Genomic DNA, 25,818 nt, shown 5'->3' with positions numbered 1-25,818 from the left:
CGTTCATGCAAAGAATTAATCTTTTATCTCCACGTCTAGCCAACCAAATCGCCGCGGGAGAGGTGGTTGAACGTCCTGCTTCCGTTGTTAAAGAATTGCTTGAAAATAGTCTTGATGCTGGCGCATCGCAGCTTGATATTGATGTGGAGCAAGGTGGCGTAAGACGTATCAAGATTCGCGATAACGGCACAGGCATCATGAAAGATGACCTGTCGTTAGCGTTAAGTCGTCATGCTACCAGTAAAATCATTACCTTGGACGATTTAGAGGCTGTTTGTACTCTTGGTTTTCGTGGTGAGGCGTTAGCCAGTATTAGTTCTGTATCGCGAATGCACCTAACCTCTCAGGCTGAAAATGAAGTAGAAGCTTGGAGAGTTGAGGCGGAAGGCAAGGATATGGCGACGGCAATTCGTCCAGCCTCCCATCCCCAGGGTACAACTATCGACGTGCGTGATTTGTTTTTTAATACGCCTGCTCGTCGTAAGTTTCTTCGTACTGAAAAAACGGAATTCGCGCACCTTGAAGAAGTCGTTAAGCGGCTGGCGTTGAGTCGTTATGAAACTGGCTTTCGACTGAGTCATAACGGTAAACAAGTTTATGACCTTCGTCCTGTCACCGATCAGCTTCATGCTGAGCATCGGTTGGCAACTTTGCTGGGCAAAAAATTCATCGAGAATTCATTGACGCTAGATGTTGAGGCGGCTGGTTTGCGTTTGTGGGGGTGGATTGGTTTGCCGACGTTTTCTCGTTCTCAGGCGGATCTGCAGTATTTCTTTGTAAACGGCCGTGTGGTCAAAGATAAACTGGTGGCTCACGCAGTGCGTCAGGCTTATCGTGATGTTTTGTATAATGGTCGTCATCCTACTTTTGTTTTATATCTTGAGTTGGACCCCTCGACGGTTGATGTGAACGTACATCCGACAAAGCATGAAGTGCGCTTTCGTGATGGTCGTTTAGTGCATGACTTCTTGTTTAGTCGTATTCATAAGGCTATCGCGGATGTTCGCCCAGAATCAGATGCCGCCCCTACTGGGATGAATGATTCGGTGCAGACTGATGAGCAGGCAAGTTATGGTGCGAATATAACAGAGCAATCTGCTTTGCCCTTGTCTAATCGTTCTGCGTCTTCTTCGATGGACTGGATGCGCTCTACTTCAAATTCGTTGGGAGCGTCAGAGGTTCGAGGTCAACTTGATGGCATGAGTCGCCTGTCTGGTTATGCTCAGGAGTATGCTTCTAAAACAGAAGAGGTTGATCCTGAAACCGGTGAAGTTAGAGAGGTTTCTCCTACAAATGTTGTGGGGCTGGGTGAAAGTCCGTTTGTTAGATCTGAAGGTGATTACCAAGCGGTTCCACCTTTGGGTTTTGCTGTGGCTCAGTTGCACGGTGTTTATATTCTTTCTGAAAGTGAGCAGGGTCTTATTTTAGTGGATATGCATGCGGCTCATGAACGAATTGTCTATGAGCGTATGAAGACCGCGTTTTATCAAAAAAATATTTCATCTCAGCCTTTACTAGTACCGATAAATATCGCTGTGTCGCAAAGTGAAGCGGATCTTGTTGAGGAAAGTGGTGAGGTTTTTGAAGCATTTGGCTTTCGAGTAGAAAGAACTGGGCTAGAAAGTGCTATGGTTCGCGAAGTTCCCGTTATACTGATACGTGGCGATGTGGAAGGTCTTGTGCGTGATGTGATTAGTGACTTGTCTGCGAATGGTGTGTCCGATCTGATGGAGTCGCGGGCTAACGAGTTGATGGCTTCAATGGCGTGTCACGGTGCTGTGCGTGCAAATCGTAAGTTGACTATTGCCGAGATGAATAGTCTTCTTCGTGATATGGAGGTCACTGAGCGAAGTGGGCAGTGTAATCACGGCCGACCAACTTGGGCACACTTAAGTATGTCTGATTTAGATAAACTCTTTTTGAGAGGACGTTGATATGACAAAACCGCATGTTGTGTGTTTGATGGGGCCGACGGCATCAGGGAAAACAGGTTTGGCAGTTGAGCTGGCTGAGCAGCATAATTTTGAAATTATCAGTGTCGATTCTGCTCTTGTTTACAAAGGAATGGATATTGGTACGGCTAAGCCGGATGCACAGTTGCTTGCTAGAGCACCTCATAGATTGATTGATATTATCGATCCTCTTGAATCTTACTCGGCCGCTGATTTTGTTTTGGATGCGGTCGAGCATTCGCAAGAGATTATTGCCAAGGGAAAAACGCCACTTTTAGTGGGTGGTACTATGATGTATTTCAATGCTTTGCAAAAGGGGCTGGCAGAAATGCCGCAGGCGGATGCAGAGTTACGTGCATTGATTGAGGCTGAAGCGGCAGAAAAGGGCTGGGTGGCTTTGCATGAAGAGCTACAGAAGTTTGATCCGGAGGCAGCGTCTCGGATTCATCCTAATGACCCTCAGCGTTTGCAGCGTGCTATTGAAGTGTATCGGCTGACCGGCAAAACGATGAGCCATTTCTGGGCGCAGCAGGAAGCGGTGTCTTTGCCGTTTGAGATGATCAATATGGCAGTGATGCCGAAAGAGCGCAGTGTGTTGCACGAACGTATTGAGCAGCGTTTTTATGACATGATGGATCAGGGGTTCTTAGCAGAGGTTGAAGGCTTCTACAAGCGTGGTGATCTAACGATTGATATGCCTTCTATGCGTTGCGTTGGCTACCGGCAGTTATGGCAATATTTAGACGGTGTTGATTTGCTAGATGATGCTATCTTTAAAGGGGTGGTTGCTTCTCGTCAATTGGCAAAAAGGCAGCTTACTTGGTTGAGGGGATGGGAGGATCTGATGATTTTTGATAGTTTGTCGAAAGATCTTGTGCCTGAAGCCTTGAATTATATAGAAAGCAGGATTATATAGGGAAATAAATAAAGATTTGGTGTACTATCTATAGTATTGTTTTATCAATAATTAATTTAATTTTTTTGCTTGTTTAAGGAGATCACAATGTCAAAAGGGCAATCATTACAAGACCCTTATCTAAATATTCTACGTAAAGAAAGAGTGCCAGTATCCATCTTTCTTGTAAATGGAATTAAACTTCAAGGTCAAATCGAATCATTCGATCAGTTTGTGATTCTATTGAAAAATACTGTTAGTCAAATGGTTTACAAACACGCCATTTCTACAGTTGTGCCTTCCCGTACAATTCGCATCCCGTCTCCTGATCAGCCGGAAGATGACGCTGAATAGTTTGTCTGTAATAAGACAAGCAGAGGAATAATAGATTGTTTTTTGAACGTCCAGATAGTGGTGATATAGCTGTATTGGTTCATATAGATTTTCATGATCAAAATGAGTCTTATGGTCCAGAAGAGTTTGTTGAACTTGCTATTTCTGCTGGTGCCGACCCTGTGGCTGTTGTCACGGGATCTCGTCAGCGACCTGATGCTAGATATTTTATCGGTACTGGCAAACTAGCAGAAATTAAAGATATTGTTGATCGAGAGGAAGCCCAAATTGTTCTTTTTGATCATGCATTATCTCCTTCCCAAGAGCGTAACTTAGAAAGTGTCTTACAATGTCGTGTGCTTGATCGTACAGGGCTTATACTTGATATTTTTGCTCAGCGAGCACGTACCCATGAGGGTAAATTGCAAGTTGAGTTGGCTCAATTACAACACATGTCGACTCGTCTTATTCGTGGTTGGACGCATTTAGAACGCCAAAAAGGCGGTATAGGTATGCGTGGGCCCGGTGAAACCCAGCTTGAGACTGACCGTCGATTGCTTAGAGAGCGTATCAAAGCCATTCAGAAAAGACTGGCAAAAGTAGGTTCTCAGCGGGATCAGAATCGCCGATCGCGTGATCGTTCCTCTGTTCCAACGGTGTCGCTGGTGGGCTATACCAACGCAGGCAAATCTACTTTATTTAATAGAGCAACAGGTGCTGAAGTTTTTGCGGCCGACCAATTGTTTGCCACCCTAGATCCAACTTTGAGGCGTTTAGATTTAGAGCAAATAGGCTCTATAGTATTGGCTGATACGGTGGGATTTATTCGTCAATTACCTCACCGATTGATCAAGGCATTCCAGGCGACCTTAAAAGAGTCGTCTGAGGCGGATTTGTTATTGCATGTAGTGGACGCAGCGGATATTTCTCGTGATGAGAATATGAAGCATGTTGATTCTGTGCTGGAAGAAATTGGCGCTAATGAAGTGCCAACTTTGACTGTATTTAACAAAATTGATGCCTTGCCGACAGCAGAACCTAGAATTGATAGGGATGCTAACGGGAACCCTTTCCGAGTTTGGTTGTCTGCTCGTGATGGTCAAGGTGTTGACTTACTTAAGCAAGCTATTGCTGAACTGTTAGCAGAAGATGTTTTTAGTGAAACACTTTATTTGTCGAGTCAGTATGGTCGTTTAAGGGCTATGTTGTTCGAGCATGGAGCGGTGAAATCGGAGCGCTTTGATGAAGCGGGTCGTTTTGTTCTTGATGTAAAGTTGCCTAAAAAAGATTATTTGCAGATTTTGGCTCGCGCAGGCATGTCTGAGGATCAGATAGAAGCGGTGTGAGCTGTACAGGATTATCATTAAAATAAAGTGGAGACGTAGTATGGCCTGGAATGAACCGGGTAATAACGACAATGACCCATGGAATCCAGATAAAAACCGTAATAATGGTGCTGGGCGCCCAGATGGAGATCGTGAAAAAGAGACCAACAATGACCCTTGGGGTCGTAAGCCTGGAGGCAATGAACAAGGGCCTCCAGACTTGGATGAGGCTTTTCAGAAGTTAATGGGGATGCTTGGCGTTAAAAAAACGCGCAAATCCGGTGGCTCTGATGGTGGTGGCTCTGGTGGTATGTCTAGCAAATTTGGCGGTGGTTTGATTGCCATTGTGTTGATTGCTTTGCTTGCCTTGTGGGCAGCTACTGGTGTTTACCAGGTAGATCAGCAGGAGCGAGGGGTTGTGCTTCGTTTAGGTAAGTATCACTCCACGGTTATGCCAGGTCTTCATTGGAATCCACCTATGATCGACTCTGTGAGTAAAGTGAATGTAACGAAAGTTCGTTCTCATGATCATAAAGCGCTGATGTTGACGGTTGATGATGCCATTGTTGAGGTGGGTGTTTCTGTCCAATACTCTGTTCAGGATCCAAAGGATTTCTTGCTTAATGTTCGAAATCCAGAAGAATCTCTTGCTCAGGTGACAGAAAGTGCACTTCGTCATGTTGTTGGTAGTTCTGAAATGGATCAGATTTTAACGGAAGGTCGTGAGTTATTGGCGTCAGAAGTTAAGGCACGTATTCAGGATTACAGTAGTGCATACGGTACCGGTTTATTGATTTCGAAAGTCAACGTTGAAAATACTCAAGCGCCGACTCAGGTGCAAGAGGCTTTTGATGATGTTATCAAAGCGAAAGAAGATGAGTTACGTGTACGTAACGAAGCTGAATCTTATGCGAATGGTATTATTCCAGAAGCTCGTGGTCGTGCTCAGCGTATCAGAGAAGAGGCTGAGGCTTATCGATCTGAAATAGTAGCTCGAGCGAGCGGTCAAGCGGATCGTTTTGATCGATTGTATCGTGAGTATACTAAGGCGCCAGACGTTACACGTCGTCGTTTGTATATTGAGACGATGGAGTCTGTTTATAAAGACGCAAATAAAGTTGTTGTTGACACTAAAGGTGGAAATAACATGATGTATTTGCCTCTGGATCAATTGATGAAACAGCGTGCTGAGTCTTCTAAAGGTGCTGGATCTTTGAATTCAAACAACATTGGGGCGTTAACTGATCAGGTTCTTGATGAGATTCGCAAGCGCCAAAGTGCAACCATTCGTAGAGAGGGCAGAAACTAATGAGAGGCTTTTCTTTTTTCATTTTATTTATTGCCCTTCTTGGTGTGTTGGTCGCATCTCAGACGTTATTTGTTGTTAAAGAGACAGAGCGTGCTGTAGTGCTTAAGTTTGGTGAAATTGTTCAGGATGATGTTAAACCTGGTATTCACTTTAAACTTCCAATCATGAATGAGGTTAAGACATTTGACGCTCGAATTCTAACAATGGACTCACGCCCTCAGCGTTACTTGACGCTAGAGAAAAAGGCTGTTGTGGTTGATTCTTATGTTAAGTGGAAAATCGATTCTGTTGCCAAGTTTTATCAGGCTACGTCTGGTGATGAGTTTGTTGCCAATCGAGTTCTATCTTCTCGTGTAGATACTGGCCTTCGTAATAAGTTCGGTGAGCGAACTATGCATGAAGTGGTTTCTGGCGAGCGTGATCAGCTAATGACTGAGTTACGTGATGACTTGAATCAAGTTGCTCAGAATGAATTGGGTATCTCGATTGTGGATATTCGAGTTAAGCGAATCGACTTGCCGCCTGATGTTAGTGAGTCTGTTTATCAGCGTATGAGAACTGAGCGTGAGCGTGAAGCTCGTGAGCACAGATCGAAAGGTTTGGAGTTGGCTGAAGGTATTCGTGCTGATGCAGATCGTCAGCAAGTAGTATTGGAAGCTGAAGCTCAACGTGATGCTGAAATGATTCGCGGTGACGGTGACGCTAAAGCAGCGGCTATTTACTCGAAAGTTTACAAGCAAGATCCTGAGTTTTACGAATTTTATCGTAGTCTTCAGGCATACCGTGAAAGCTTTAACGGTAACAATGATTTGTTCGTTCTTGAGCCAGATAGCGAATTCTTTAAGTATCTGAATAGCTCCACTAGTCGTAGTGCTAAATAGAGTGGATATTCGTCAATAATCGTACATGAGGCCTATTTGTTAAAATGGGAAACATGGTACTATTACACAAACCGGGCCCAGCCCGGTTTTTTAATGGTCAAAATAAAGAGAATCTATGCAGGAATTGTTGCAGTCGCTGCTGGTTGGCGTCAGCCTTTTATTGATCGCCGAGGGCATTTTGCCGTTTCTCGCACCTAATGTGTGGAGAGAAATAATGGTAAAAGCTATCGCGAGCTCAGATTGGAATTTGCGTATTCTGGGCGCGGTTAGTATGTTTCTTGGATTAATGCTTCTTTTGCTGACTCGAAGCTAAGAGGATAATTTAATGACATTAGCAGATCGCTGGTTACTTCCAGAGGGCGTTGACGAGGCGTTGCCTGAACAGGCCGCTAAGATCGAGCACCTTAGAAGAACTCTGCTTAATCTCCATGAAAGTTGGGGATATCACTTAGTAATACCTCCTCTTTTAGAGTATCTAGATTCCCTTCTTACGGGTGCTGGCTCAGACCTAGAAATTGAAACATTTAAAGTAATCGACCAATTATCAGGTCGACTTTTAGGTATTCGTGCCGATTTCACATCCCAGGTGGCTCGTATTGATGCTCATTGCCTTAAAGATGATGGTGTGCAGCGTTTGAGTTATTGTGGCAGTGTTCTACGAACAATGCCGGCTGGCTTAGATGGTACTCGTAGTCCCATTCAGTTGGGCGCAGAAATTTATGGGCATGGCGGCGTAGAAAGCGATGTTGAAGTTTTGTCTTTGATGTTGCAAACCTTGTCTACGGCCGGTTTGTCTAACCTTGTTCTTGATCTTGGGCATGTTGATGTCGTGAGTGGTGTTCTTGCTGCTTGCGATTTGACTGCGGATCAAGAAGGTAAATTGATTGAGCTTTATAAGGCTAAAGATTTGCCGGAGCTTGATAGATATGTTGATGGGCTTGAATGTCTGCGTGATATTCAGAAGCAATGGTTGGTTGGTCTGCCACGTTTATGTGGCGGTAAAGAAGTATTAAAACATGCGGCAGATTTGCTTGGTGATGTAAGCGAGTCAATCCGAGATGCGATTGTTTTGCTGCAGAAAGTGAGTGAATCAATTTGCCAACGTTTCCCTGCGGTGGGTCTACATTTCGACCTGAGTGATTTGGTTTCTTATAGTTACCACACAGGTGTTGTTTTTGCGGCTTACGTGCCTGGGCATGGTAATGCAATTGCTCGTGGTGGACGATATAACAATATTGGTCAAGTGTTTGGGCGGTCCCGTCCTGCTACAGGTTTTAGTACGGATGTAAAAGCCTTGGTTGCTTTGACAGAGATTGTGGTCAATAAGCCAAAAACTGTTCTTTCGCCAATTTGCTCAAGTGATGCGCTTTGGCATAAAGCGAATTCCTTGCGGGCTGAGGGATATCGAGTGGTAGAGGTCTTGGATGATGTTTACCCTGGAGATGCTGATTTTAAGCTGGAATTTGTTGATGAAGCTTGGCAGTTGATGCCAGTTCAGAGCTAGACTTTTCTTTAAGAACTATCTAAATGAGACCTGAAATTATGGGTAAAAATGTTGTTATTCTAGGCACTCAATGGGGCGACGAAGGTAAAGGTAAGGTTGTAGACCTACTTACTGAAGATGTTGCTGCGGTTGTACGTTTTCAAGGTGGTCACAATGCTGGCCATACATTGGTTATTGATGGCAAGAAAACAGTCTTGCATTTGATTCCTTCTGGTATTTTGCGTGAAGGCGTTCAATGTATTATCGGTAACGGTGTTGTGTTGTCTCCTGCAGCATTGAAAACTGAAGTGCTTGAGTTGTTGGAGCAAGGTGTTCCAGCGGTTGAGCGCTTGAAAATCAGTGCGGCTTGTCCACTTATTCTTCCTTATCATATTGCTATTGATCAGGCTCGTGAGCTTGCTAAAGGTGAGAAAAAGATAGGTACAACGGGTCGTGGTATAGGGCCTGCTTATGAGGATAAAGTGGCACGACGTGCTATTCGTGTTGGTGATTTGCTGGATTCTGAGCGCTTTGCTGCCAAACTTAAGGAAGTCCTTGAGTATTACAATTTTGTCCTCACTCAATATCATAAAGTTGAGCCTATTTCCTTTGACGAAGTGTATGCTGCTGGTTTGGAAATGGCGGATTTCTTGCGCCCAATGGTGGCTGACACTATTACCTTGCTGCATGACTTGCGTAAAGCGGGTGCGAACATTATGTTCGAAGGTGCTCAAGGCTCATTATTAGATGTCGATCACGGTACTTACCCTTATGTGACATCTTCAAATACAACGGCAGGTGGTGCTCCAGCGGGTACTGGTTTTGGTCCTTTGTATTTAGACTACGTGCTTGGTATTACAAAAGCTTATACCACTCGTGTTGGTTCTGGTCCTTTCCCGACTGAACTTTTTGACGAGGATGGCGAGCGTTTGGGTCGTCGTGGTCATGAGTTTGGTGCAACTACGGGTCGCTCTCGTCGTTGTGGTTGGTTCGATGCTGTTGCTTTGCGTCATGCCGTTCAGATTAACTCTGTTTCTGGTATTTGTCTGACTAAATTGGACGTTCTTGACGGTTCTTCTGTCATCAAAGTTTGTGTTTCTTACGCAGACGAAAATGGTAACCCTGTCGCCGGCTCTTTGGTTGATAGTGAAGGTTATGAGAAGGCTAAGCCTGTTTATGTTGAGTTGCCTGGTTGGGCTGAATCAACAGTAGGTGCTGCAAATTTTGAAGCGCTACCAAAAAATGCTCAAGATTATATTCGCTTCCTTGAAGAGCAGGTTGGTGTGCCAATTGATATTATTTCTACTGGCCCAGATCGTAACGAGACAATTGTTATTCGCGACCCTTTTAAACAATAAGTTTTAAATAATGGGTTTGTTGTTAAAAAAAGCCGCTTAGTTGCGGCTTTTTTTGTTTTAATGGGTTGCTAAGTTCAGCATATTAGCATTCTTTGTAAATAGAGTGAAAAGAGGGGGAGGAGTTTGTCTGGGGCTAAGGTAATATTTACAATTGAATTTAAGGCAATTTAAATGCCTGCTAAATAATGAAAAAATGAGAGGGAATATTTATGGTTAAGTTATTGCTTGCTGATGATGATGCTCGTTTATCGGATTTGATTAAAGAATATTTTGATGGCGAGGGTTACGAGGTAGCGCATGCTTGGAATGGTCGTGAAGCGTTAGAGTTCATGGCTGCGGAGATGCCTGATATTGTTATTCTCGATGTTATGATGCCTGAGTTGGATGGCTTTGAAACGTTAAAGCAGATACGTAATAAGAGTTCGGTGCCTGTTATTATGCTGACGGCAAAAGGCGATGATATAGATCGTATTCTTGGCTTAGAGATGGGGGCGGATGATTATTTGTCTAAACCATTTAATCCGCGAGAGTTGTTGGCTAGAATTAAGGCTATTTTGCGTCGAGCAAGTCAGGAGCGAGAAGACGACCCAACTGCTGATATAGATCTTTCTGGTGTATTATTGCGCCGCAAAGATCGGACTGTATATTTGGAAGGTGAATTGGTCGAGTTAACAACTTCAGAATATACCTTGTTGGAATGCATGCTAATGGCACCCGGCCAGGTATTAACAAAGCAAGAGCTTTCTGAAAAAGCTTTGGGTCGTAAGTTGACTATGTATGATCGTAGCTTGGATATGCATATTAGTAACCTGCGCAAAAAAATTGGTAATTTAGAAAATGGTGATCCTCGAATCAAAACCGTCCGTGGTGTAGGCTATATTTTTGTGTCAAATGAACTAGGTGCTTAGCTTTTTATGAAAAATACTTTTCTGCGTGTGTTTCTGGTAGTGCTTCTTTCCAATATTGTTGTGGTGAGTATTGGTTTGGGGATGGTCCAGTTTATCCAGAAGCGCAATCAGGTGTCAGCTGATTTACTGGGGGATGTCGGTGTTCAGTTGGTGGCTGGGTATGAAAAGTTCGGTATTACTTCTTTGCAAGAGGAGACGGAAAAAGCTGAAAAGCGTTTGTCTGGAACGATTTATCTTTATCAGGAAAACGGTCGTCCTCTTTTAAAAGCTTTGCCTCGTAACTTTAGAGAGCAAAATACGCCAAGTGCTACAAGTAGGCCCTCGGCGGATTTTTTACATAGTCAATTTATTCAGGTTATTGGTGGGGATAATGTTCAGTATTTGCTTATTTTTAAACCAAATCCTGAAATTAGCTCTCTAGCGCCGGAAGCGGTTGTCGGGTTTTCTTTATTAGGCTTGCTCGTTTCGAGTGGTGTTTTGGCTTATTGGCTATTGGGGCCACTGCTTAAGTTGCAGCGTGTTGCTCGCTCTTTTGGTCAAGGTGATATGACGGCTAGGGTTGAAAATAAGCTGGCTCGAAGAAGCGATGCTGTTGGTAAATTAGCCCGTGAGTTCAATGAGATGGCCGTTAGAATAGACACTCTGCTGTCATCGAAAGAGCGGTTAATGCGTGATGTTTCGCATGAGTTAAGAACGCCACTTGCCAGGATAGAGGTGGCGTTAACGATTGCAGAAGACAAATATGGTACAGAGGCGCAAAGAGGCTATTTGAACCGAATTCGAACAGAGCTTCATGAGCTTGATGAGCTAATAGGTCAGGTGCTTACTTTGAGTCGTTTAGAGGCGGCCTCTCTCATAAAAGAGGAGGTGGATCTTCAAGATTTCTTGGGTGATATCGTCGAGGACGTGAGTTTTGAAAGTCAGTTGAAAGGCATTTCAGTCACTAAAATCGGTCGTGCGCCAAAAACTATATTGGGTGATCCGCTTCAGTTGCGGCATGCTATTGAAAATGTACTTCGCAATGCATGTTTCTATGCAGGTTGTAATGGTGTGATTGAGGTTGAAACTCAAGAGAAGGCGGGTACTGCTTTTATCTACGTGCGAGATAATGGCCCTGGTGTTTCTGATGACAAATTAGAGAAGATTTTCCACGCTTTCTACCGTTCGTCTGAAGCTCGGGAGGCTAACAGTGGTGGTTTTGGTGTTGGTCTTACTATCTCTCAGCGTATTATTAGTGCTCACAAAGGGCAGATAAGTGCTAAGAATCGTCAGGAGGGTGGTTTAGAGGTGTGTTTTCAACTGCCTGTTGCTTAAACTTAGATTTTAAGTTCAAGAAAAACTTCTGTTTTTGATAAAGCGCTTGTTATTGTCTTTATAGATAAGTAATATGCGCCTCGCAAGTTGGCTAGGCAGTCGCCGCTCAATTTATTGGGGGGAGGAAAGTCCGGGCTTCGCAGGGTAAAGTGCCAGGTAACGCCTGGGGGGCGTGAGCCTACGGAAAGTGCAGCAGAAAATACACCGCCTAAGCAGTTTACTGCCGGTAAGGTTGAAATGGTGCGGTAAGAGCGCACCGCGCGACTGGCAACAGTTCGTGGCAAGGTAAACCCCACTTGAAGCAAGACCAAATAGGAACTCTTTGGCGTGACCCGCGCTGAGTTCGGGTAGGTTGCTAAAGACGTGCAGTGATGTACGTATTAGATGAATGACTGTCCACGACAGAACCCGGCTTATCGGCCAACTTGCAATTTTTCTCTTCCTGCGTTATTTCCTTTTTTATTCAGCTGGCGTCATGCCTAATGTCGCATTCTATACTTTTGCTTTTCTATATCTTTTAGTTCTTCTGCTTCTCGTTTGTTTCTATTTCTTAGAATGGCTCTATTTTGTCTAAAAAGTGTCATTTTTGGGCTTTTCTTCTGTTTTTGTCTCTGTATTTCTCTCTTTTTTACGTCTTTACAAAATCATTGCATCTATTTTTGCCTATTTGGTTGGTTTTTTTTTACTCTTTTTCATAAATAGTGTTAAATTGTGGGATAAAGTGTCGATAAGTGGGATATGACAATGTTTCGTGGGATTCATCAAGTGAGTGTAGATGTGAAGGGGCGAATGTCTCTTCCGGCACGCTTACGCGACGATCTTGCCCAATATGATGAAGATGGTGTGGTTGTGACCATTGATCCTGTTTCTCGATGTTTGTTGCTTTATCCCTTATCTGAGTGGGAAGTAATTCAACAAAAATTAGATAAGTTGCCCACATTTCAGCCACAGGCAAGGCGTTTGCAGCGTCTTTTGGTGGGGCACGCAACGGATTTAGAGGTGGATAAAGCGGGGCGTATTTTATTGCCCGCGCCACTGCGTGAATTTGCTCGATTAGATAAAAAGCTAACGATTCTTGGTCAAGGCAAAAAATTAGAAATTTGGAGCCAAGAAGAGTGGGAAGCGCAACGTGAAGATTATTTATCTCAAGACGCTCTTGAGGATTTACAAACTGAAACCATGATGGATATTTCTTTATGACAAAGACGATGGCAGAACACATAAGCGTCATGCTTAATGAGTCCGTCGATATGCTTGTAACTGACGCTAATGGTCTTTATGTCGATGGGACATTTGGCCGTGGTGGGCATACTCGTTTGGTTTTAGATCGATTAGACAAAGGTCGTTTGCTTGGTTTTGATAAGGATCCAGTGGCGATAGGGTATGGCAAGGCATTGGAGCAAGAAGATTCACGCTTTTCGATTGTGCAAGATAGCTTTGCGAACATGGCTGAGCACATTAATGCTGTATTTGGTGTTGATAGAATTGATGGTGTGATGATGGATCTTGGCGTCTCTTCACCTCAGATTGATGATGCCGAACGCGGTTTTAGTTTTATGAACGATGGTCCGTTAGATATGCGGATGAACCCAGGCAAAGGTCAGAGTGCGGCAGAGTGGATTGCTACTGTTAGCGAAAAGGATATGGCGGATGTTATGTATCAGTATGGCGAAGAGCGATTTTCTCGCCGTATAGCAAAAGCAATCTGTGAATACCGTTCACATACTCCAATTCTAAGTACGCTTCAGCTTTCTAAAATTGTTGCGGAGGCAAACCCAGCTTGGGAGAAAGGTAAGAATCCTGCAACTCGTGCATTTCAGGGTATTCGAATTCACATCAACAATGAGTTAGGTGACTTGGAGGTTGGTCTGGATGCCGCAGCCGAAGCGCTAAAGGTTGGTGGTCGACTAGCGGTTATTAGTTTTCATTCCCTTGAAGATCGAATTGTTAAGCGCTTTATGAAGTTAAAAGCTAAGGGGCCTGAGCTACCAAGGCACTTGCCAATTCGAAACGCACATCTTGATATTAAGTTTAAAACAATCGGTAAGGCAATTAAGCCATCTCAATCTGAAGTGAGCGAGAATGTTCGCTCTCGTAGTGCTGTCTTGCGCGTTTTGGAGCGGGTCAGTGATTAAGGCGCGCTTTGCACCGCTAGTCTTTGTTGTCGGTGTTGTGTTTTTAGCAATGATTTCCATTGCTGTTGTTATTCAGGTTTACGATTTTAGGAAAGACTTCTCCTACCTTCAGACGTTGAAGCAGGATGAAGTGGATTATGAAGTGAAATGGGGGCAGTTGCTACTTGAACAAAGTGCGCTCACCCAGCCTAGTCGCCTAGAGCAGGCGGCTATTAAAGATTTAAATATGCACGCACCTTCTCAGGATGAATTGATAATAGTGAAACCATGAGCATTCATAATAGTGATCACACACCAGGAAAATGGCGCTTTAGATTTGTCTACGGCGTTGCATTGTTGCTGTTTCTTATTGCTGGCGGCCGACTCTTTTATTTGACTGTCGTCGATAAAGATTTTTTGCAGAATCAGGGCGAGATCCGTGCAGTGCGAACGGAGGCTATACCTGCGACTCGCGGTATGATCTTGGATCGTCGCGGCGAGCCTTTGGCTGTGAGTACGCCAACTTGGACGATAATTGCCAACCCAAAAGCTTTGTGGAAAATTCCTCGAGATCCTTCTTTAAATATTGGTCCTGAGCAAGAAATTAAGCGTTTGGCTGAGGTTATGGGGGTTGGTCGAGCGTGGTTGCAAGAGCGATTTGAAGCCAATAAAGCTCGCTCTTTCATGTATTTGCGTCGTCAAATTCCACCTAATGAAGCGGATGCTATTATGGCGGCTCATGTGGTTGGTGTTAGCAAGACGAAAGAATACAAACGCTTTTATCCTGCTGGTGAAGTGGCATCTCATGTTGTTGGCTTTACTAACATCGATGATAAAGGGCAAGAAGGTATTGAGCTTGCCTATGATCAAGCTTTAGAAGGACAGCCTGGTCGTCGTAGTTACGTGAAGGATCTTTCTGGTAATATTATTCGTGGTGTTGGTGTCGAAGAGGCTGAGCATCCGGGTGAAAATATTGAACTTAGTATTGATCTTAGGTTGCAATATTTGGCTTATCGAGAGCTTAAAGCTGCCGTTACAGAACATCGCGCAACTTCTGCGTCAGCGGTAATTTTAGATGTGAAAACAGGCGAAATCTTGGCGATGGTAAATCAGCCATCTTATAACCCAAATGATCGTTCCAAATTGGAATATGAAGAGTTGCGTAATCGTGCAGTGATTGATTTGTTTGAGCCTGGTTCGACAATGAAGCCGTTTACTATTTCGGCAGCTCTAATGTCTGGTCAATATACGACAGAAACAACCATTGATACGTCTCCAGGTTATTTGCGTTTTGGTCGTTTTACTATTCGTGACGCTGCTAATTATGGCGTAATTGATTTTGAAAAGTTATTGATTAAGTCAAGTAACGTAGGGGCGTCAAAAATTGCCTTGTCACTCCCTCAGGATGCCGTTTGGAATATGGATTATGAGCTGGGTATCGGCTCACCTGTTGGAATAGGTTTCCCTGGCGAAGCTTCTGGTGTCTTGCCTTCACATCCTAAATGGCATCCTTCAGAAATAGCTACTTTGTCATATGGCTATGGTTTGTCTGTATCAACTTTGCAATTGGCTCAAGCTTATATGACCTTGGCGAATGGCGGTTATCGAGTTCCGGTTACTATCTTTAAACAAGATGTGCCTGCGGATGGTAAACAGGTTATCCCGCCAAAAGTGGCTCATGATGTTGTGAAAATGATGGAATCTGTTGTGACGCGAGGTTCAGGTAAGGCGGCACAGATCCCAGGTTATCGCGTTGCTGGTAAAACAGGTACTGTTCATAAAGTTGGTTCGAAAGGGTACGAGTACGATCAGTACATTGCCTTGTTTGCAGGCGTTGCGCCAGCTTCGAATCCTAGGCTCGCAATGGTTGTAATGATTAATGACCCTAAAGGTCGAGAATACTATGGTGGTGAGGTCGCGGCTCCTGTGTTTTCTCGAGTAATGGAAGGTGCGTTGACGACTCTGAATATTTATCCAGACTTGCCTGAAGGGCTCAGAGAGGTTCGCTTGGAGCCTAAAAAAGTTCCTTATCAAGTTGTACAGGGTGGTTAAATGGGGCAATTAACGCATGCTCAACTTCTTAATTTGGCGGGTTACTCTTTAGAGGGTAATCCGCATTCTGCTTTATATAACCACCTAGAAACAGACAGTCGTAAAGCCGATTCTGAGTGTGTGTTTTTTGCATTGCCAGGTGTAAGCTCAAATGGTTGGGATTATTTGGATAAGGTGGTTGAATTAGGCTGCAAAGTGGCGGTTGTCCCTTCGCAGTTAAATTTGCATCGTGACGATATTGAACTGGTTTCGGTTGCCAATCCGGCAAAATTATTGGTTGATTGTCTGCATGGTTTTTTTGGACGTATGCCGCAGAATATGGTGGCGGTAACTGGGACTAATGGCAAATCTTCTATCTGCTTCTATATTGCCCAGCTTGCTAAATACCTAGGTTTTTCAAGTGGTTTGGTCGGGACTTTTGGTATTGGCCCTTTAGACTCTTTGTCTGAGGCGAAACAAACTACGCCTGATCTTCTTTCGCTACACCTTACTTTGATGCATATGGCTGAATCAGGTGTGGATTTTGTAGCTTTTGAGGCATCGTCTCATGCGCTGGATCAAGGGCGTATTGAAGGTGTTCCATTTCAAACGGCTGTATTTTCAAATCTGTCTCGTGATCATCTTGATTATCATGGTGATATGAATTCCTATGCTTTGGCAAAGCGACGTTTGTTTGCCTTTGAAAGCTTATCTCACTCTATATTATGTCTTGATGACAGTTATGCGGGTTTTATGGCGGAAGGTGCTAGTGGCTCTGCTTGTCATACCTATAGTTCGCAAAATCCGAATGCCGATTTTTATGCTAAACAGTTAGTGCTTGAGCCGACTGGTTGTCGGTTTGTTTTGTGTCATCCGGAAGGGGAGTCATCTGTCTTCTTACCTCTTTTGGGGCGTTTTAATGTGCAGAATGCTTTGGCTGCATTGGCGAGCCTTTGGTACGGAGTGGGTGATAAGGCGACTCTAGTTAGTGGGTTATCTACTTTGAGTGGTGCACCCGGTCGCATGGATAAAGTACTGTTACCCAATGCACCGCTTGTGGTGGTGGATTTTGCTCATACGTCAGATGCTTTAGAAGTGGCCTTACAGGCACTGAAAGAGCATACAAATGGTCGATTAATTTGCGTGTTTGGTTGTGGTGGCGATAGAGATAGAGGTAAGCGACCTTTAATGATGGCGGCGGCTATGAAGAATGCCGACTATGTATGGTTGACCTCTGACAATCCTCGCACCGAGTCTATAGAACAAATATTTTCCGATGTTTTAGTGCAAACGAATGATGATGAGGCGTTTAGTTTTGAGCCCGATCGTCGGGTGGCTATTCGTCAGGCTATTTTGTCTTCTGGTCCTAATGATGTGGTGTTGATTGCAGGTAAAGGGCATGAAACTTATCAGGATATTCAAGGTGTTAAGCATCATTTTAATGACAAAGAAGAGGCGCTGAGGGCGTTGGAGGCTTATGTTAATTAATCTTACTCTTTTAGATGTTGCGAATGCCTGTGGTGGTGAGCTTGTTGGTGAAAATTGCGTATTAAGTGCGGTAGTAACTGATACACGAAAAATTTTGTCAGGTTGTCTTTTTGTTGCCTTAAAAGGTGAGCGCTACGATGGGCATGATTACATTGATCAGGCTGTTCAAAATGGCGCTGTTGCTGTTTTATCAGATCGCAATATTAATGTGCCTAGTTATGTCAAAGTTACAGACACCACATTGGCCTACGGAGCCGTCGCTAGGTTGATTCGAGATGCTTTTCAAGGCGCTGTTGTATGCATTACAGGCAGTAATGGTAAAACAACCGTAAAAGATTGGTTGGCACAGTCCCTCAGTGACAAAAATGTGTTAAAAACACGCGCCAATTTAAACAATCAAATCGGTGTACCGCAGACTCTTCTTGAGTTGGGCGCAAATCATGATGTTGCTGTTATTGAGGCGGGAACCAGCTTTACTGGTGAAATTCCACGGCTGGCGAGCATTGCCTTCCCCGACATAGTTATACTGACAAATGCCAGTGGAAGTCATTTTGAAGGGTTGGGTGGCCTTGAAAGTATTGCCAAAGAAAAGGGTGCATTAATTTCTGGCTCTTCAGCTAATGCTAGTGTCGTTTTGAACGCCGATGATGAATATTTTGATTATTGGTGTGACTTGGCGGGTGATCGCAAAGTGTATTCTTTCGGCTTTAGTGAGTCTGCCGTTCTTTATGCTTCAGATATTAAGCTGGGAGCTGAGTCTAGTTCGGCAATATTTCATTTCAATGGTGATTCGTTACCGTTGAATATTGCGGGTGCTGGAAAGCATCAAATTGCGAATGGTATGGCTGTTGTTTTAGCTATGTTGATTCTAGGGATTGATTTTAAGCAAGCGACTGATAAATTAGCCACCCCAGTATTGGTTTCGGGTCGTTTAGAGCGCTTAACCGCGAAAAATGGCGCTCTATTGATTAATGATTGTTACAATGCCAGCCCGTCATCGGTTGAAGCGGCTATTGATGTTCTAGCGACGCAATCAGCAGAAGAAACATGGTTGATTCTGGGGGCTTTGGGAGAGCTTGGTGCTCAACGAGATGCAATTCATCATGGTTTAGGGATATATGCTAAAGACAAAGGGATTTCGTGTTTGATTTGTGTTGGTCCCGTAGCGGGTGTTGCTGGTGCCGCTTTTAGAAGTAAAGGTGGCAACGCTATATTTTGTAATACTCATAATGAGGCGGCGACAGTTGTTCGTCCGCTAGATAAAAAACACGCCATTTTAGTGAAAGGTTCTCGTTCCGCTAAAATGGAAAATGTCATTGAAGCATTAATTAATTAGGATATTCCTTACCAATGTTACTTCTGTTAACGGCTTATTTAAGTAAATACCATACATTTTTTACGGTATTTAATTACTTGTCTCTACGTGCCATCTTGGGTGTTCTTACTGCATTGGCTATTTCACTATTGATTGGCAACAAGGTTATTGTTTTGTTGCAGCGTCTGCAAATTGGGCAGGCGGTTCGCAGTGATGGGCCTCAAACGCATTTGTCAAAAGCGGGTACGCCTACGATGGGTGGTGCACTCATTATTTTCTCGATTTCTGTCAGTACGCTTTTATGGGGTGACTTGCGTAACCAATATGTATGGGTTGTTTTGTTGGTTATGTTGGCATTTGGTGTTGTTGGTTGGGTAGATGATTATCGAAAAGTGGTTGAGAAAAACCCTCGAGGTCTTCCTGGTCGATGGAAATATTTTTGGCAAAGTATTTTTGGTTTGGCCGCGGCGTTTTATTTGTACTATACGGCGAGTACGCCTGCTGAAACGGCCTTAATTGTGCCTCTCTTTAAAGACGTCGCTATTCCTTTAGGTGTGTTTTTTATTGTGCTGACGTATTTCGTTATTGTCGGCACAAGTAATGCGGTGAATTTAACCGATGGCTTAGACGGGTTGGCGATTCTTCCGACGGTGTTAGTGGGGGGGGCGCTTGGTGTGTTTGCCTACCTGACCGGTAACATCCGATTTGCAGATTATTTGCTCATCCCCTATGTACATGGTTCCGGGGAGTTGCTGGTGTTTTGTGCTGCTCTTGCTGGTGCGGGTTTGGGCTTTCTATGGTTTAACACTTACCCTGCGCAGATTTTTATGGGTGACGTAGGTTCTTTGGCATTAGGTGCGGCGCTGGGGACGATTGCTGTTATCGTTCGCCAAGAACTCGTGTTGTTCATCATGGGTGGTGTTTTTGTGATGGAAACAGTGTCGGTTATTTTGCAAGTCGCCTCCTATAAGTTGACCAAGCGAAGAATATTTAGGATGGCACCCATACATCACCACTTTGAACTAAAAGGCTGGGCTGAGCCTAAGGTTATTGTGCGTTTTTGGATTATCACTGTTTGTCTTGTTTTAGTGGGTTTTGCCACCTTAAAAGTACGTTAGGAGTTTTGCATGTCGTTGATCGGGTCAGATCGGGTAAGAGCCGTTGTCGGCTTGGGTGCGACAGGCTTGTCTTGCGTACGTTTTTTAGCGAGCAAGGGAATTGAGTTTTATGTGGTGGACTCTCGTGAGAATCCACCAGGCTTGGAACAGGCAAAAGAGTTTTGTTCCGAAGAGCGAATATTCACCGGTAGTCTCGATGTGCTGGAAACGCTCGGTGTGACTGAGTTGTTCGTGAGTCCCGGAATTGCATTGCGCACACCTATTTTGGCTCGTTTGGCCGAGCGTGGCGTTGTGATGCGTGGCGATATTGATTTGTTTTGTGATTATGCGGATGCTCCTTTTGTTGCCATAACTGGCTCTAATGCGAAAAGTACCGTCACGACGTTAGTGGCTTTGTTGCTCCAGGCGAGCGGGAAAAATGCCAAAGCTGGCGGTAACTTGGGATTGCCAGCGTTAGATTTATTATCTCCTGATACCGATTTCTACGTGCTTGAGTTGTCTAGTTTTCAGCTTGAAACAACGCACGCATTACAGGCTGATCTGGCTTGTCTTCTCAATGTCTCCGAAGATCATATGGACCGTTATCAGGATCTTTATGAGTATCAACGTGCTAAGCAAAAAGTCTATCGTGGCTGCAAGGCGGCTGTCTGTAATAAGCAGGATATCTTAACGGCTCCACTGTTGGCTGAAGGTGTGCCTGTTCGTGCCTTTACGACCAAAAGTCCTGATTTAAAAGAATATGGCATGCTTAAAGATGGTGATGGGGCTTGGTTGTGTAAAGGCGTTGAACGTCTTTACCATACGTCCGATATTGCGCTAAAGGGCTCTCATAATCACGCCAATGTTCTGGCTGCCTTGGCAATGCTGGAGTTGCTTGGCGTAGAGGTGATGTCTGAGGCCGTTGGGAATGTATTGAAAGAGTTTGGAGGTCTGCCGCATCGATGTGAAACGGTTCGAACTCTTAATGGTGTGACCTATATTAATGATTCAAAAGGCACCAATGTTGGAGCGACGTTGGCGGCGCTTCAAGGACTTGGTTCAGTGGCAAATAAAAATATTGTGCTGATTGCTGGAGGGGAAGGGAAAGGCGCAGACTTTAGCGCTCTTACGAAACCTGTTAAGGATCTGGTACGCACTGTGTATTTGTTTGGTAAAGATGCCAATCGTATTGCGGAAGCCTTGTCACCGGATTCAATGATTAAGCGCTTTGAAACCTTAGATGAGATAGTGGTTGATATTGGACAGAGCAGTAAAGAAGGTGAAATAGTTTTGTTTTCGCCTGCTTGTGCAAGCTTGGATATGTATAAAAACTACGAAATGCGCGGAGCGCACTTTGCTCGTTTGGTAGCTGAGTTATGACATGGTTAAAAGTATTTGACCGAGTCTCTCTTCGTGAGTTTGCTCAGATTGATGCTGTTTTTGTTGCCGCTGTTGTATCAATCTTGGCTCTAGGGATGGTGATGGTTTCTAGCGCATCCATTTCTATTTCTGAAACGATTCATGGTCACCCTTATTTCTTTATGGGAAGACAAGGTTTGTATCTTGCTATCGGTTTGGTGTTTGGTTGGGTTTTATTGTCTTTGCCCACGCATCAGCTGCAGAAGTGGGGGATTTTGATGATGGGGTTGTCTCTCATCTTACTCATTCTTGTTCTTATGCCTGGAATTGGAAAAAGCGTTAATGGCAGTCGTCGTTGGATCAATTTGGTGGTTTTTAACCTTCAAGCATCAGAAGTCGCAAAAGTGTGTATGGTGGTTTATGTCTCTGGCTATCTAGTGCGAAGAGCTGACCGGGTACGAGAAGGTTGGGTTGGCTTCGTTCTTCCGCTTTGCCTATGCAGTATTTTTCTTTTGTTTTTGCTTTTTGAGCCGGATTTCGGTGCCTCTGTCGTGTTATTGGGTACTGTAATGGTGTTGTTGTTTTTGGGTGGAGCACCCTTGTATCAGTTTTTGCTATTGATGGTTGGTGCTGTTTCCATGCTAGGCGTTGTTGCAATTTCTGAAAGTTATCGCTTAAAGCGCTTGATGAATTTTATAGATCCATGGGCGGATCCTTTTAATGAGGGCTATCAGCTTAGTCAGGCTTTAATCGCTTACGGTCGTGGTGAATGGTTTGGTTTAGGTTTGGGGAATAGCGTTCAGAAGTTGTCCTATTTACCTGAAGCTCACACGGATTTTGTATTTTCTATTTGGGTTGAAGAAACGGGCATGTTTGGTGGGTTGTTGTTGATATGCTTGTTTGCACTTATGGTCGCCCGTGCTTTTAAAATTGGTCGTCAGGCTATGACGCTATCTCGTCCGTTTGCTGCCTATATGTGTTTTGGTTTTTCAATTCTAATTTTGGCTCAAGTTATTATCAATATAGGTGTGAATACAGGCTTTTTACCAACCAAGGGGCTGACTTTGCCGTTGATTAGTTATGGCGGCAGTAGCTTGATAATTACTTTAGGTAGCTTGTTTGTTGTGGCGCGTGTTGATATTGAGAACAAACGGGCACAGAGGGATGGTGGTTCTGGTGAGTTGGCGGAAATGAAAGAGAAGACGAAATGAGCGATGTGAAAAGAGTCGTTATAATGGCTGGCGGAACCGGTGGTCATATTTATCCAGCATTGGCTTGTGCTCATAGTTTTAAGGATAAAGGTGTCGAGGTTCAATGGCTTGGTTCCAAAGGTGGGATGGAAGAGTCTCTTGTGCCTAAGCATGATATTTCTTTGCATTCTCTCTCCATTAAAGGGGTCAGAGGTAAGGGGATATTAGGTCTGTTAGTCGCTCCTTTCAGAATCTTGCATGCAATCGGTCAAGCTGTGGCTGTGTTACAAAAAGTGAAGCCCGATGTTGTATTAGGCATGGGTGGGTTTGTAGCCGGTCCGGGCGGTGTGGCAGCTAAGCTTTTAGGTATTCCATTGGCTGTGCATGAGCAAAATGCCATTGCTGGGACAACAAATACTCTTCTGTCAAAGGTGGCGAGTCTAAGATTACAGGCTTTTGATGGTGCTTTGCCAAATGCTATTAGTGTGGGTAACCCTATTCGAAGCGATATTCTGGATCAGCGTGTTCGTGTATCTAGAAATGGGGTAGCAAGACCGCTGAGACTACTTGTTGTTGGTGGCAGTTTGGGTGCTAAGGCGATTAATGACGTCATTCCACAAGTCTTAGCTAAATGGTCTTTCTCGCAGCGTTTGGATGTTTGGCATCAAACGGGTGTTCGAAATTTTGACGAAGTATCGATGCTTTACAAAGAAGCCGGTGTAGATGCCCGTGTTGAAGCCTATTTAGATAATATGGATCAGGCATATTATTGGGCTGATATTGTTTTGTGCCGTGCAGGCGCTATGACGGTAAGTGAGCTGGCAGTGGCAGGTTTACCTTCTATTTTGGTTCCTTATCCGTATGCAATAGATGATCACCAGACGGCGAATGCGCGCTATTTAGAAAACGTTGGGGCGGCTTATTTGCTACCTCAGCCGCAATTAAATTGTGACAAAATCATTTCTTTGCTTGCTAGTTTTGTAGAAGGTGAAGAGACATTATTGAAAATGGGGGAGCAGGCCAAATTGGTTGCTCATCCAAATGCAACGCAAGATGTTGTTGCACATTGTTTAAGGTTAATAAAATCATGATTGATATTAAAGCTCAGTACGATATCCCTACGATGCGTCGTATTCAGAATATTCATTTTATTGGGATTGGCGGTGTTGGTATGTGCGGCATTGCAGAGGTGTTGCATAACCAAGGTTATAGGGTTTCTGGCTCTGACCTTAAGTCATCATCAACTACTGAGCGTCTTGAAGGCCTTGGTATCAAAATTTATCTTGGACATTTAGAAGAAAATGTCTATGACGCTCACGTGATTGTGGTATCTACCGCTGTAAATGAGCAGAACCCAGAGATTATTTGGGGTAAAGAGCATCGGGTTCCTATTGTTCGTAGAGCGGAAATGTTGGCTGAGTTGATGCGTTATCGCCATGGTATTGCGGTCGCTGGGACTCATGGTAAAACGACAACCACGAGCTTGATGGCATCTGTATTGGCGGCAACTGGTGAAGCGCCGACTTTTGTTATTGGGGGGCGTTTGACCAGTGCCGGGGCGAATGCGCAATTAGGTAGCAGTGCTTACCTTGTGGCAGAGGCCGATGAGAGTGATGCGTCATTCCTGCATTTGCAGCCACAAACTGTGATCATAACCAATATTGATGAAGATCATATGGATACTTATGGCGGTGACTTTGAAAAGGTGAAGCATACCTTTATTGAGTTTGTGCATAATCTGCCTTTCTATGGTTTAGCGGTTTTGTGTGTTGATGATGAAAATGTGCGTGAAATTCTGCCATATTTAAGTCGTCCAGTTTTAACTTACGCTATTGATGAAGAGGCGGATTTTTACGCAACCGATATCGTGCAGACGGGTCGCTATTGTGAGTTTTTGGCGCATCGTCCTGAGGGAGAACCGCTGAAAATTCGCTTGCCTATGCCGGGTCGTCACAACGTACTCAATGCGCTTGCGACTATAGCTGTTGCTACGGATTTGGGTGTTGAGGCGACGGCTATTCAAGCTGGGCTAATGGGCTTTGAAGGTGTGGGGCGTCGCTTCCAAGAGCAAAAACCATTGGCGCTTCCTAATGGTTCAGATGTTATGTTTGTTGATGATTATGGCCATCATCCAAGTGAAGTGTTGGCGACGATCAAAGCCATTCGAGCGGGGTGGCCTGAGAAGCGTTTAGTAATGGTTTATCAGCCGCATCGCTATACCCGAACTCGTGATCTGTACGAGGATTTTGTTAGAGTTCTCTCTCAGGTCGATGTTTTGCTTTTGTTGGATGTTTACTCGGCTGGTGAAACCGCTATCAATGGTGCTGATAGTCGTTCTTTGTGTGGCAGTATTCGTCAGCGCGGTAATGTTGACCCTATTCATGTAGGGAGTGAGGCGGATCTGCGTTCTATCTTGAGTAATGTCTTACGTGAAGGCGATTTGTTGATTACGCAAGGTGCTGGCGACATCGGTATGGTTTCGAAGAATTTATCAGTGAGCGGTATTTAATATGTCAAAAGCACTTAAAGAATCTGTTATCGCTGTAATTTATGGTGGTCGTTCTGCAGAGCGGGATGTTTCCATGCAGAGTGGGCCTCTTGTCGCTGAAGGATTGCGTTCAAAAGGTTTTCAGGTAGTAGAGCTGGATCTCTATGGTCCAAATGCTGAGTTAGATCCTATTGTGCAGTTACAGTCTATTGAATTTGATCTTGCCTTTATTGCGTTACATGGTGGAGAAGGTGAGGATGGTCGAGTTCAGGCTTTGCTTGAAATGTTTGGCAAACCTTATACCGGTAGTTCGCCTTTGGCTTGTGGTTTGGCAATGGATAAAGTGCTAACTAAGCGCTTTTGGAATGGTATTGGGATTCCGACGCCTGCGTATTTGTCTTTTGTTGGGCATGCTGATGCAGGTTTGATTGAAGATCAAATGTCCTATCCAGTGATCGTTAAACCTTCTAGGGAAGGGTCGACCATTGGTATCAATAAAGCAATGAATCGTGCAGAGCTTGATGATGCGCTTTTACAGGCGCTTGAATATGATTCAGATGTATTGGTTGAAGAGTTTGTCGATGGTCCTGAGTTTACCATTACGGTAATCGATGATATTGCGTACCCTGCAATAGGTCTAAAGCCTGCTCCAGACCATAAGCTTTATGATTACGAGGCTAAATACATAGCGGATGATACCGAATATTTGCTGCCTTGTGGTTTAGATGAAGATGATGAGAATGAATTGCAAATGCTGGCGCTTGATGCTTATCGCTCTTTGGGTTGTACTGGATGGGGGCGCGTTGACATAATGCGCGATCAGGCTGGTGTATTTTGGGTGTTGGAAGTAAACACTGCGCCAGGTATGACCTCTCATAGCTTAGTGCCAATGGCAGCTAGCTATGTAGGTATCGATTACGCTTCACTTGTGGAGAAAATTGCGCTGAATGCTTGGGATAGAGTAGGGCGTAATTAATT

23 protein-coding genes and 1 other RNA gene are annotated in these 25,818 nt (G+C 44.2%); all 24 read left to right on the top strand.

The annotated features are described in order from the left end of the window. Positions 1-5: 5 nt before the first annotated feature. Complete coding sequence (mutL, locus tag KDW99_RS12075; protein ID WP_255825025.1) at positions 6-1,934, top strand: DNA mismatch repair endonuclease MutL; 1,929 nt, start codon at positions 6-8, stop codon at positions 1,932-1,934. 1 nt (position 1,935) lies between these two features. Beyond that, on the top strand, positions 1,936-2,868 hold the full coding sequence (miaA, locus tag KDW99_RS12070; RefSeq protein WP_255825024.1) for a tRNA (adenosine(37)-N6)-dimethylallyltransferase MiaA: 933 nt from the start codon (positions 1,936-1,938) through the stop codon (positions 2,866-2,868). 87 nt (positions 2,869-2,955) lie between these two features. Further along, the gene (gene hfq / locus KDW99_RS12065; RefSeq protein WP_012070321.1) at positions 2,956-3,201 is read left to right on the top strand and encodes an RNA chaperone Hfq; all 246 of its coding nucleotides are present in this window, start codon (positions 2,956-2,958) and stop codon (positions 3,199-3,201) included. 35 nt (positions 3,202-3,236) lie between these two features. Then, a complete protein-coding gene (hflX, locus tag KDW99_RS12060) occupies positions 3,237-4,526 on the top strand; it encodes a ribosome rescue GTPase HflX (protein WP_255825023.1) in 1,290 nt (429 codons plus the stop codon). A gap of 40 nt (positions 4,527-4,566) precedes the next feature. Continuing rightward, positions 4,567-5,814 (top strand): FtsH protease activity modulator HflK, encoded by a 1,248-nt coding sequence (gene hflK, locus KDW99_RS12055; protein WP_255825022.1) that lies wholly within the window; start codon positions 4,567-4,569, stop codon positions 5,812-5,814. After that, positions 5,814-6,695 (top strand): protease modulator HflC, encoded by an 882-nt coding sequence (hflC, locus tag KDW99_RS12050; protein ID WP_255825021.1) that lies wholly within the window; start codon positions 5,814-5,816, stop codon positions 6,693-6,695. Before hflK ends, hflC begins: the two co-directional genes overlap by 1 nt. A 115-nt stretch (positions 6,696-6,810) precedes the next feature. Then, a complete protein-coding gene (locus tag KDW99_RS12045) occupies positions 6,811-7,008 on the top strand; it encodes a DUF2065 domain-containing protein (RefSeq protein WP_255825020.1) in 198 nt (65 codons plus the stop codon). Positions 7,009-7,020: 12 nt separating this feature from the next. Beyond that, entirely contained in the window at positions 7,021-8,199 is a 1,179-nt protein-coding gene (locus KDW99_RS12040) for an ATP phosphoribosyltransferase regulatory subunit (RefSeq protein ID WP_255825019.1), read from the top strand. 38 nt (positions 8,200-8,237) lie between these two features. Continuing rightward, positions 8,238-9,536 carry an adenylosuccinate synthase gene (locus KDW99_RS12035; RefSeq protein WP_255829282.1) on the top strand — a complete coding sequence of 433 codons (1,299 nt, stop codon included), beginning with the start codon at positions 8,238-8,240 and terminating at the stop codon, positions 9,534-9,536. Between the two features lie 209 nt (positions 9,537-9,745). After that, positions 9,746-10,444 carry a response regulator transcription factor gene (locus KDW99_RS12030; protein WP_255825018.1) on the top strand — a complete coding sequence of 233 codons (699 nt, stop codon included), beginning with the start codon at positions 9,746-9,748 and terminating at the stop codon, positions 10,442-10,444. A 6-nt stretch (positions 10,445-10,450) separates the two neighbouring features. After that, a complete protein-coding gene (locus KDW99_RS12025; protein WP_255825017.1) occupies positions 10,451-11,758 on the top strand; it encodes a sensor histidine kinase in 1,308 nt (435 codons plus the stop codon). Between the two features lie 83 nt (positions 11,759-11,841). Then, positions 11,842-12,190: RNase P RNA component class A (rnpB, locus tag KDW99_RS12020), an RNA gene on the top strand. 312 nt (positions 12,191-12,502) lie between these two features. Continuing rightward, complete coding sequence (gene mraZ, locus KDW99_RS12015) at positions 12,503-12,958, top strand: division/cell wall cluster transcriptional repressor MraZ (protein ID WP_255829281.1); 456 nt, start codon at positions 12,503-12,505, stop codon at positions 12,956-12,958. Further along, positions 12,955-13,893, top strand: coding sequence for a 16S rRNA (cytosine(1402)-N(4))-methyltransferase RsmH (gene rsmH, locus KDW99_RS12010; protein ID WP_255825016.1), 939 nt, complete (start codon positions 12,955-12,957; stop codon positions 13,891-13,893). The genes mraZ and rsmH overlap by 4 nt, the downstream gene beginning before the upstream one ends. Then, positions 13,886-14,164 (top strand): cell division protein FtsL, encoded by a 279-nt coding sequence (gene ftsL / locus KDW99_RS12005; RefSeq protein ID WP_255825015.1) that lies wholly within the window; start codon positions 13,886-13,888, stop codon positions 14,162-14,164. Before rsmH ends, ftsL begins: the two co-directional genes overlap by 8 nt. Then, complete coding sequence (locus KDW99_RS12000) at positions 14,161-15,924, top strand: peptidoglycan D,D-transpeptidase FtsI family protein (RefSeq protein ID WP_255825014.1); 1,764 nt, start codon at positions 14,161-14,163, stop codon at positions 15,922-15,924. Before ftsL ends, KDW99_RS12000 begins: the two co-directional genes overlap by 4 nt. Then, positions 15,925-17,391 carry a UDP-N-acetylmuramoyl-L-alanyl-D-glutamate--2,6-diaminopimelate ligase gene (locus KDW99_RS11995; protein WP_255825013.1) on the top strand — a complete coding sequence of 489 codons (1,467 nt, stop codon included), beginning with the start codon at positions 15,925-15,927 and terminating at the stop codon, positions 17,389-17,391. Beyond that, positions 17,381-18,727 (top strand): UDP-N-acetylmuramoyl-tripeptide--D-alanyl-D-alanine ligase, encoded by a 1,347-nt coding sequence (locus KDW99_RS11990; protein WP_255825012.1) that lies wholly within the window; start codon positions 17,381-17,383, stop codon positions 18,725-18,727. The genes KDW99_RS11995 and KDW99_RS11990 overlap by 11 nt, the downstream gene beginning before the upstream one ends. Positions 18,728-18,741: 14 nt before the next feature. Beyond that, positions 18,742-19,824 (top strand): phospho-N-acetylmuramoyl-pentapeptide-transferase, encoded by a 1,083-nt coding sequence (mraY, locus tag KDW99_RS11985; protein WP_255825011.1) that lies wholly within the window; start codon positions 18,742-18,744, stop codon positions 19,822-19,824. A 9-nt stretch (positions 19,825-19,833) separates the two neighbouring features. Next, on the top strand, positions 19,834-21,183 hold the full coding sequence (murD, locus tag KDW99_RS11980; RefSeq protein WP_255825010.1) for a UDP-N-acetylmuramoyl-L-alanine--D-glutamate ligase: 1,350 nt from the start codon (positions 19,834-19,836) through the stop codon (positions 21,181-21,183). Further along, complete coding sequence (gene ftsW, locus KDW99_RS11975) at positions 21,180-22,373, top strand: putative lipid II flippase FtsW (protein WP_255825009.1); 1,194 nt, start codon at positions 21,180-21,182, stop codon at positions 22,371-22,373. The genes murD and ftsW overlap by 4 nt, the downstream gene beginning before the upstream one ends. Then, positions 22,370-23,443, top strand: coding sequence for an undecaprenyldiphospho-muramoylpentapeptide beta-N-acetylglucosaminyltransferase (gene murG / locus KDW99_RS11970; RefSeq protein WP_255825008.1), 1,074 nt, complete (start codon positions 22,370-22,372; stop codon positions 23,441-23,443). Before ftsW ends, murG begins: the two co-directional genes overlap by 4 nt. Further along, on the top strand, positions 23,440-24,861 hold the full coding sequence (gene murC / locus KDW99_RS11965) for a UDP-N-acetylmuramate--L-alanine ligase (RefSeq protein ID WP_255825007.1): 1,422 nt from the start codon (positions 23,440-23,442) through the stop codon (positions 24,859-24,861). The genes murG and murC overlap by 4 nt, the downstream gene beginning before the upstream one ends. A 1-nt stretch (position 24,862) precedes the next feature. Continuing rightward, positions 24,863-25,816 carry a D-alanine--D-alanine ligase gene (locus KDW99_RS11960; RefSeq protein ID WP_255825006.1) on the top strand — a complete coding sequence of 318 codons (954 nt, stop codon included), beginning with the start codon at positions 24,863-24,865 and terminating at the stop codon, positions 25,814-25,816. Positions 25,817-25,818 lie beyond the last annotated feature (2 nt).

The sequence above is a fragment of the Marinomonas rhizomae genome (assembly GCF_024397855.1).
In the GTDB taxonomy this organism is placed as follows: Bacteria; Pseudomonadota; Gammaproteobacteria; order Pseudomonadales; family Marinomonadaceae; genus Marinomonas; species Marinomonas rhizomae_A.
This window is presented reverse-complemented; position numbering and strand designations above follow the sequence as displayed.

Coding starts and splice junctions, on each gene's coding strand:
- mutL (WP_255825025.1), top strand. CDS start 6: ATGCAAAGAATTAATCTTTTATCTCCACGTCTAGCCAACCAAATCGCC.
- miaA (WP_255825024.1), top strand. CDS start 1,936: ATGACAAAACCGCATGTTGTGTGTTTGATGGGGCCGACGGCATCAGGG.
- hfq (WP_012070321.1), top strand. CDS start 2,956: ATGTCAAAAGGGCAATCATTACAAGACCCTTATCTAAATATTCTACGT.
- hflK (WP_255825022.1), top strand. CDS start 4,567: ATGGCCTGGAATGAACCGGGTAATAACGACAATGACCCATGGAATCCA.
- hflC (WP_255825021.1), top strand. CDS start 5,814: ATGAGAGGCTTTTCTTTTTTCATTTTATTTATTGCCCTTCTTGGTGTG.
- KDW99_RS12045 (WP_255825020.1), top strand. CDS start 6,811: ATGCAGGAATTGTTGCAGTCGCTGCTGGTTGGCGTCAGCCTTTTATTG.
- KDW99_RS12040 (WP_255825019.1), top strand. CDS start 7,021: ATGACATTAGCAGATCGCTGGTTACTTCCAGAGGGCGTTGACGAGGCG.
- KDW99_RS12035 (WP_255829282.1), top strand. CDS start 8,238: ATGGGTAAAAATGTTGTTATTCTAGGCACTCAATGGGGCGACGAAGGT.
- KDW99_RS12030 (WP_255825018.1), top strand. CDS start 9,746: ATGGTTAAGTTATTGCTTGCTGATGATGATGCTCGTTTATCGGATTTG.
- KDW99_RS12025 (WP_255825017.1), top strand. CDS start 10,451: ATGAAAAATACTTTTCTGCGTGTGTTTCTGGTAGTGCTTCTTTCCAAT.
- mraZ (WP_255829281.1), top strand. CDS start 12,503: ATGTTTCGTGGGATTCATCAAGTGAGTGTAGATGTGAAGGGGCGAATG.
- rsmH (WP_255825016.1), top strand. CDS start 12,955: ATGACAAAGACGATGGCAGAACACATAAGCGTCATGCTTAATGAGTCC.
- KDW99_RS12000 (WP_255825014.1), top strand. CDS start 14,161: ATGAGCATTCATAATAGTGATCACACACCAGGAAAATGGCGCTTTAGA.
- KDW99_RS11995 (WP_255825013.1), top strand. CDS start 15,925: ATGGGGCAATTAACGCATGCTCAACTTCTTAATTTGGCGGGTTACTCT.
- KDW99_RS11990 (WP_255825012.1), top strand. CDS start 17,381: ATGTTAATTAATCTTACTCTTTTAGATGTTGCGAATGCCTGTGGTGGT.
- mraY (WP_255825011.1), top strand. CDS start 18,742: ATGTTACTTCTGTTAACGGCTTATTTAAGTAAATACCATACATTTTTT.
- murD (WP_255825010.1), top strand. CDS start 19,834: ATGTCGTTGATCGGGTCAGATCGGGTAAGAGCCGTTGTCGGCTTGGGT.
- ftsW (WP_255825009.1), top strand. CDS start 21,180: ATGACATGGTTAAAAGTATTTGACCGAGTCTCTCTTCGTGAGTTTGCT.
- murG (WP_255825008.1), top strand. CDS start 22,370: ATGAGCGATGTGAAAAGAGTCGTTATAATGGCTGGCGGAACCGGTGGT.
- murC (WP_255825007.1), top strand. CDS start 23,440: ATGATTGATATTAAAGCTCAGTACGATATCCCTACGATGCGTCGTATT.
- KDW99_RS11960 (WP_255825006.1), top strand. CDS start 24,863: ATGTCAAAAGCACTTAAAGAATCTGTTATCGCTGTAATTTATGGTGGT.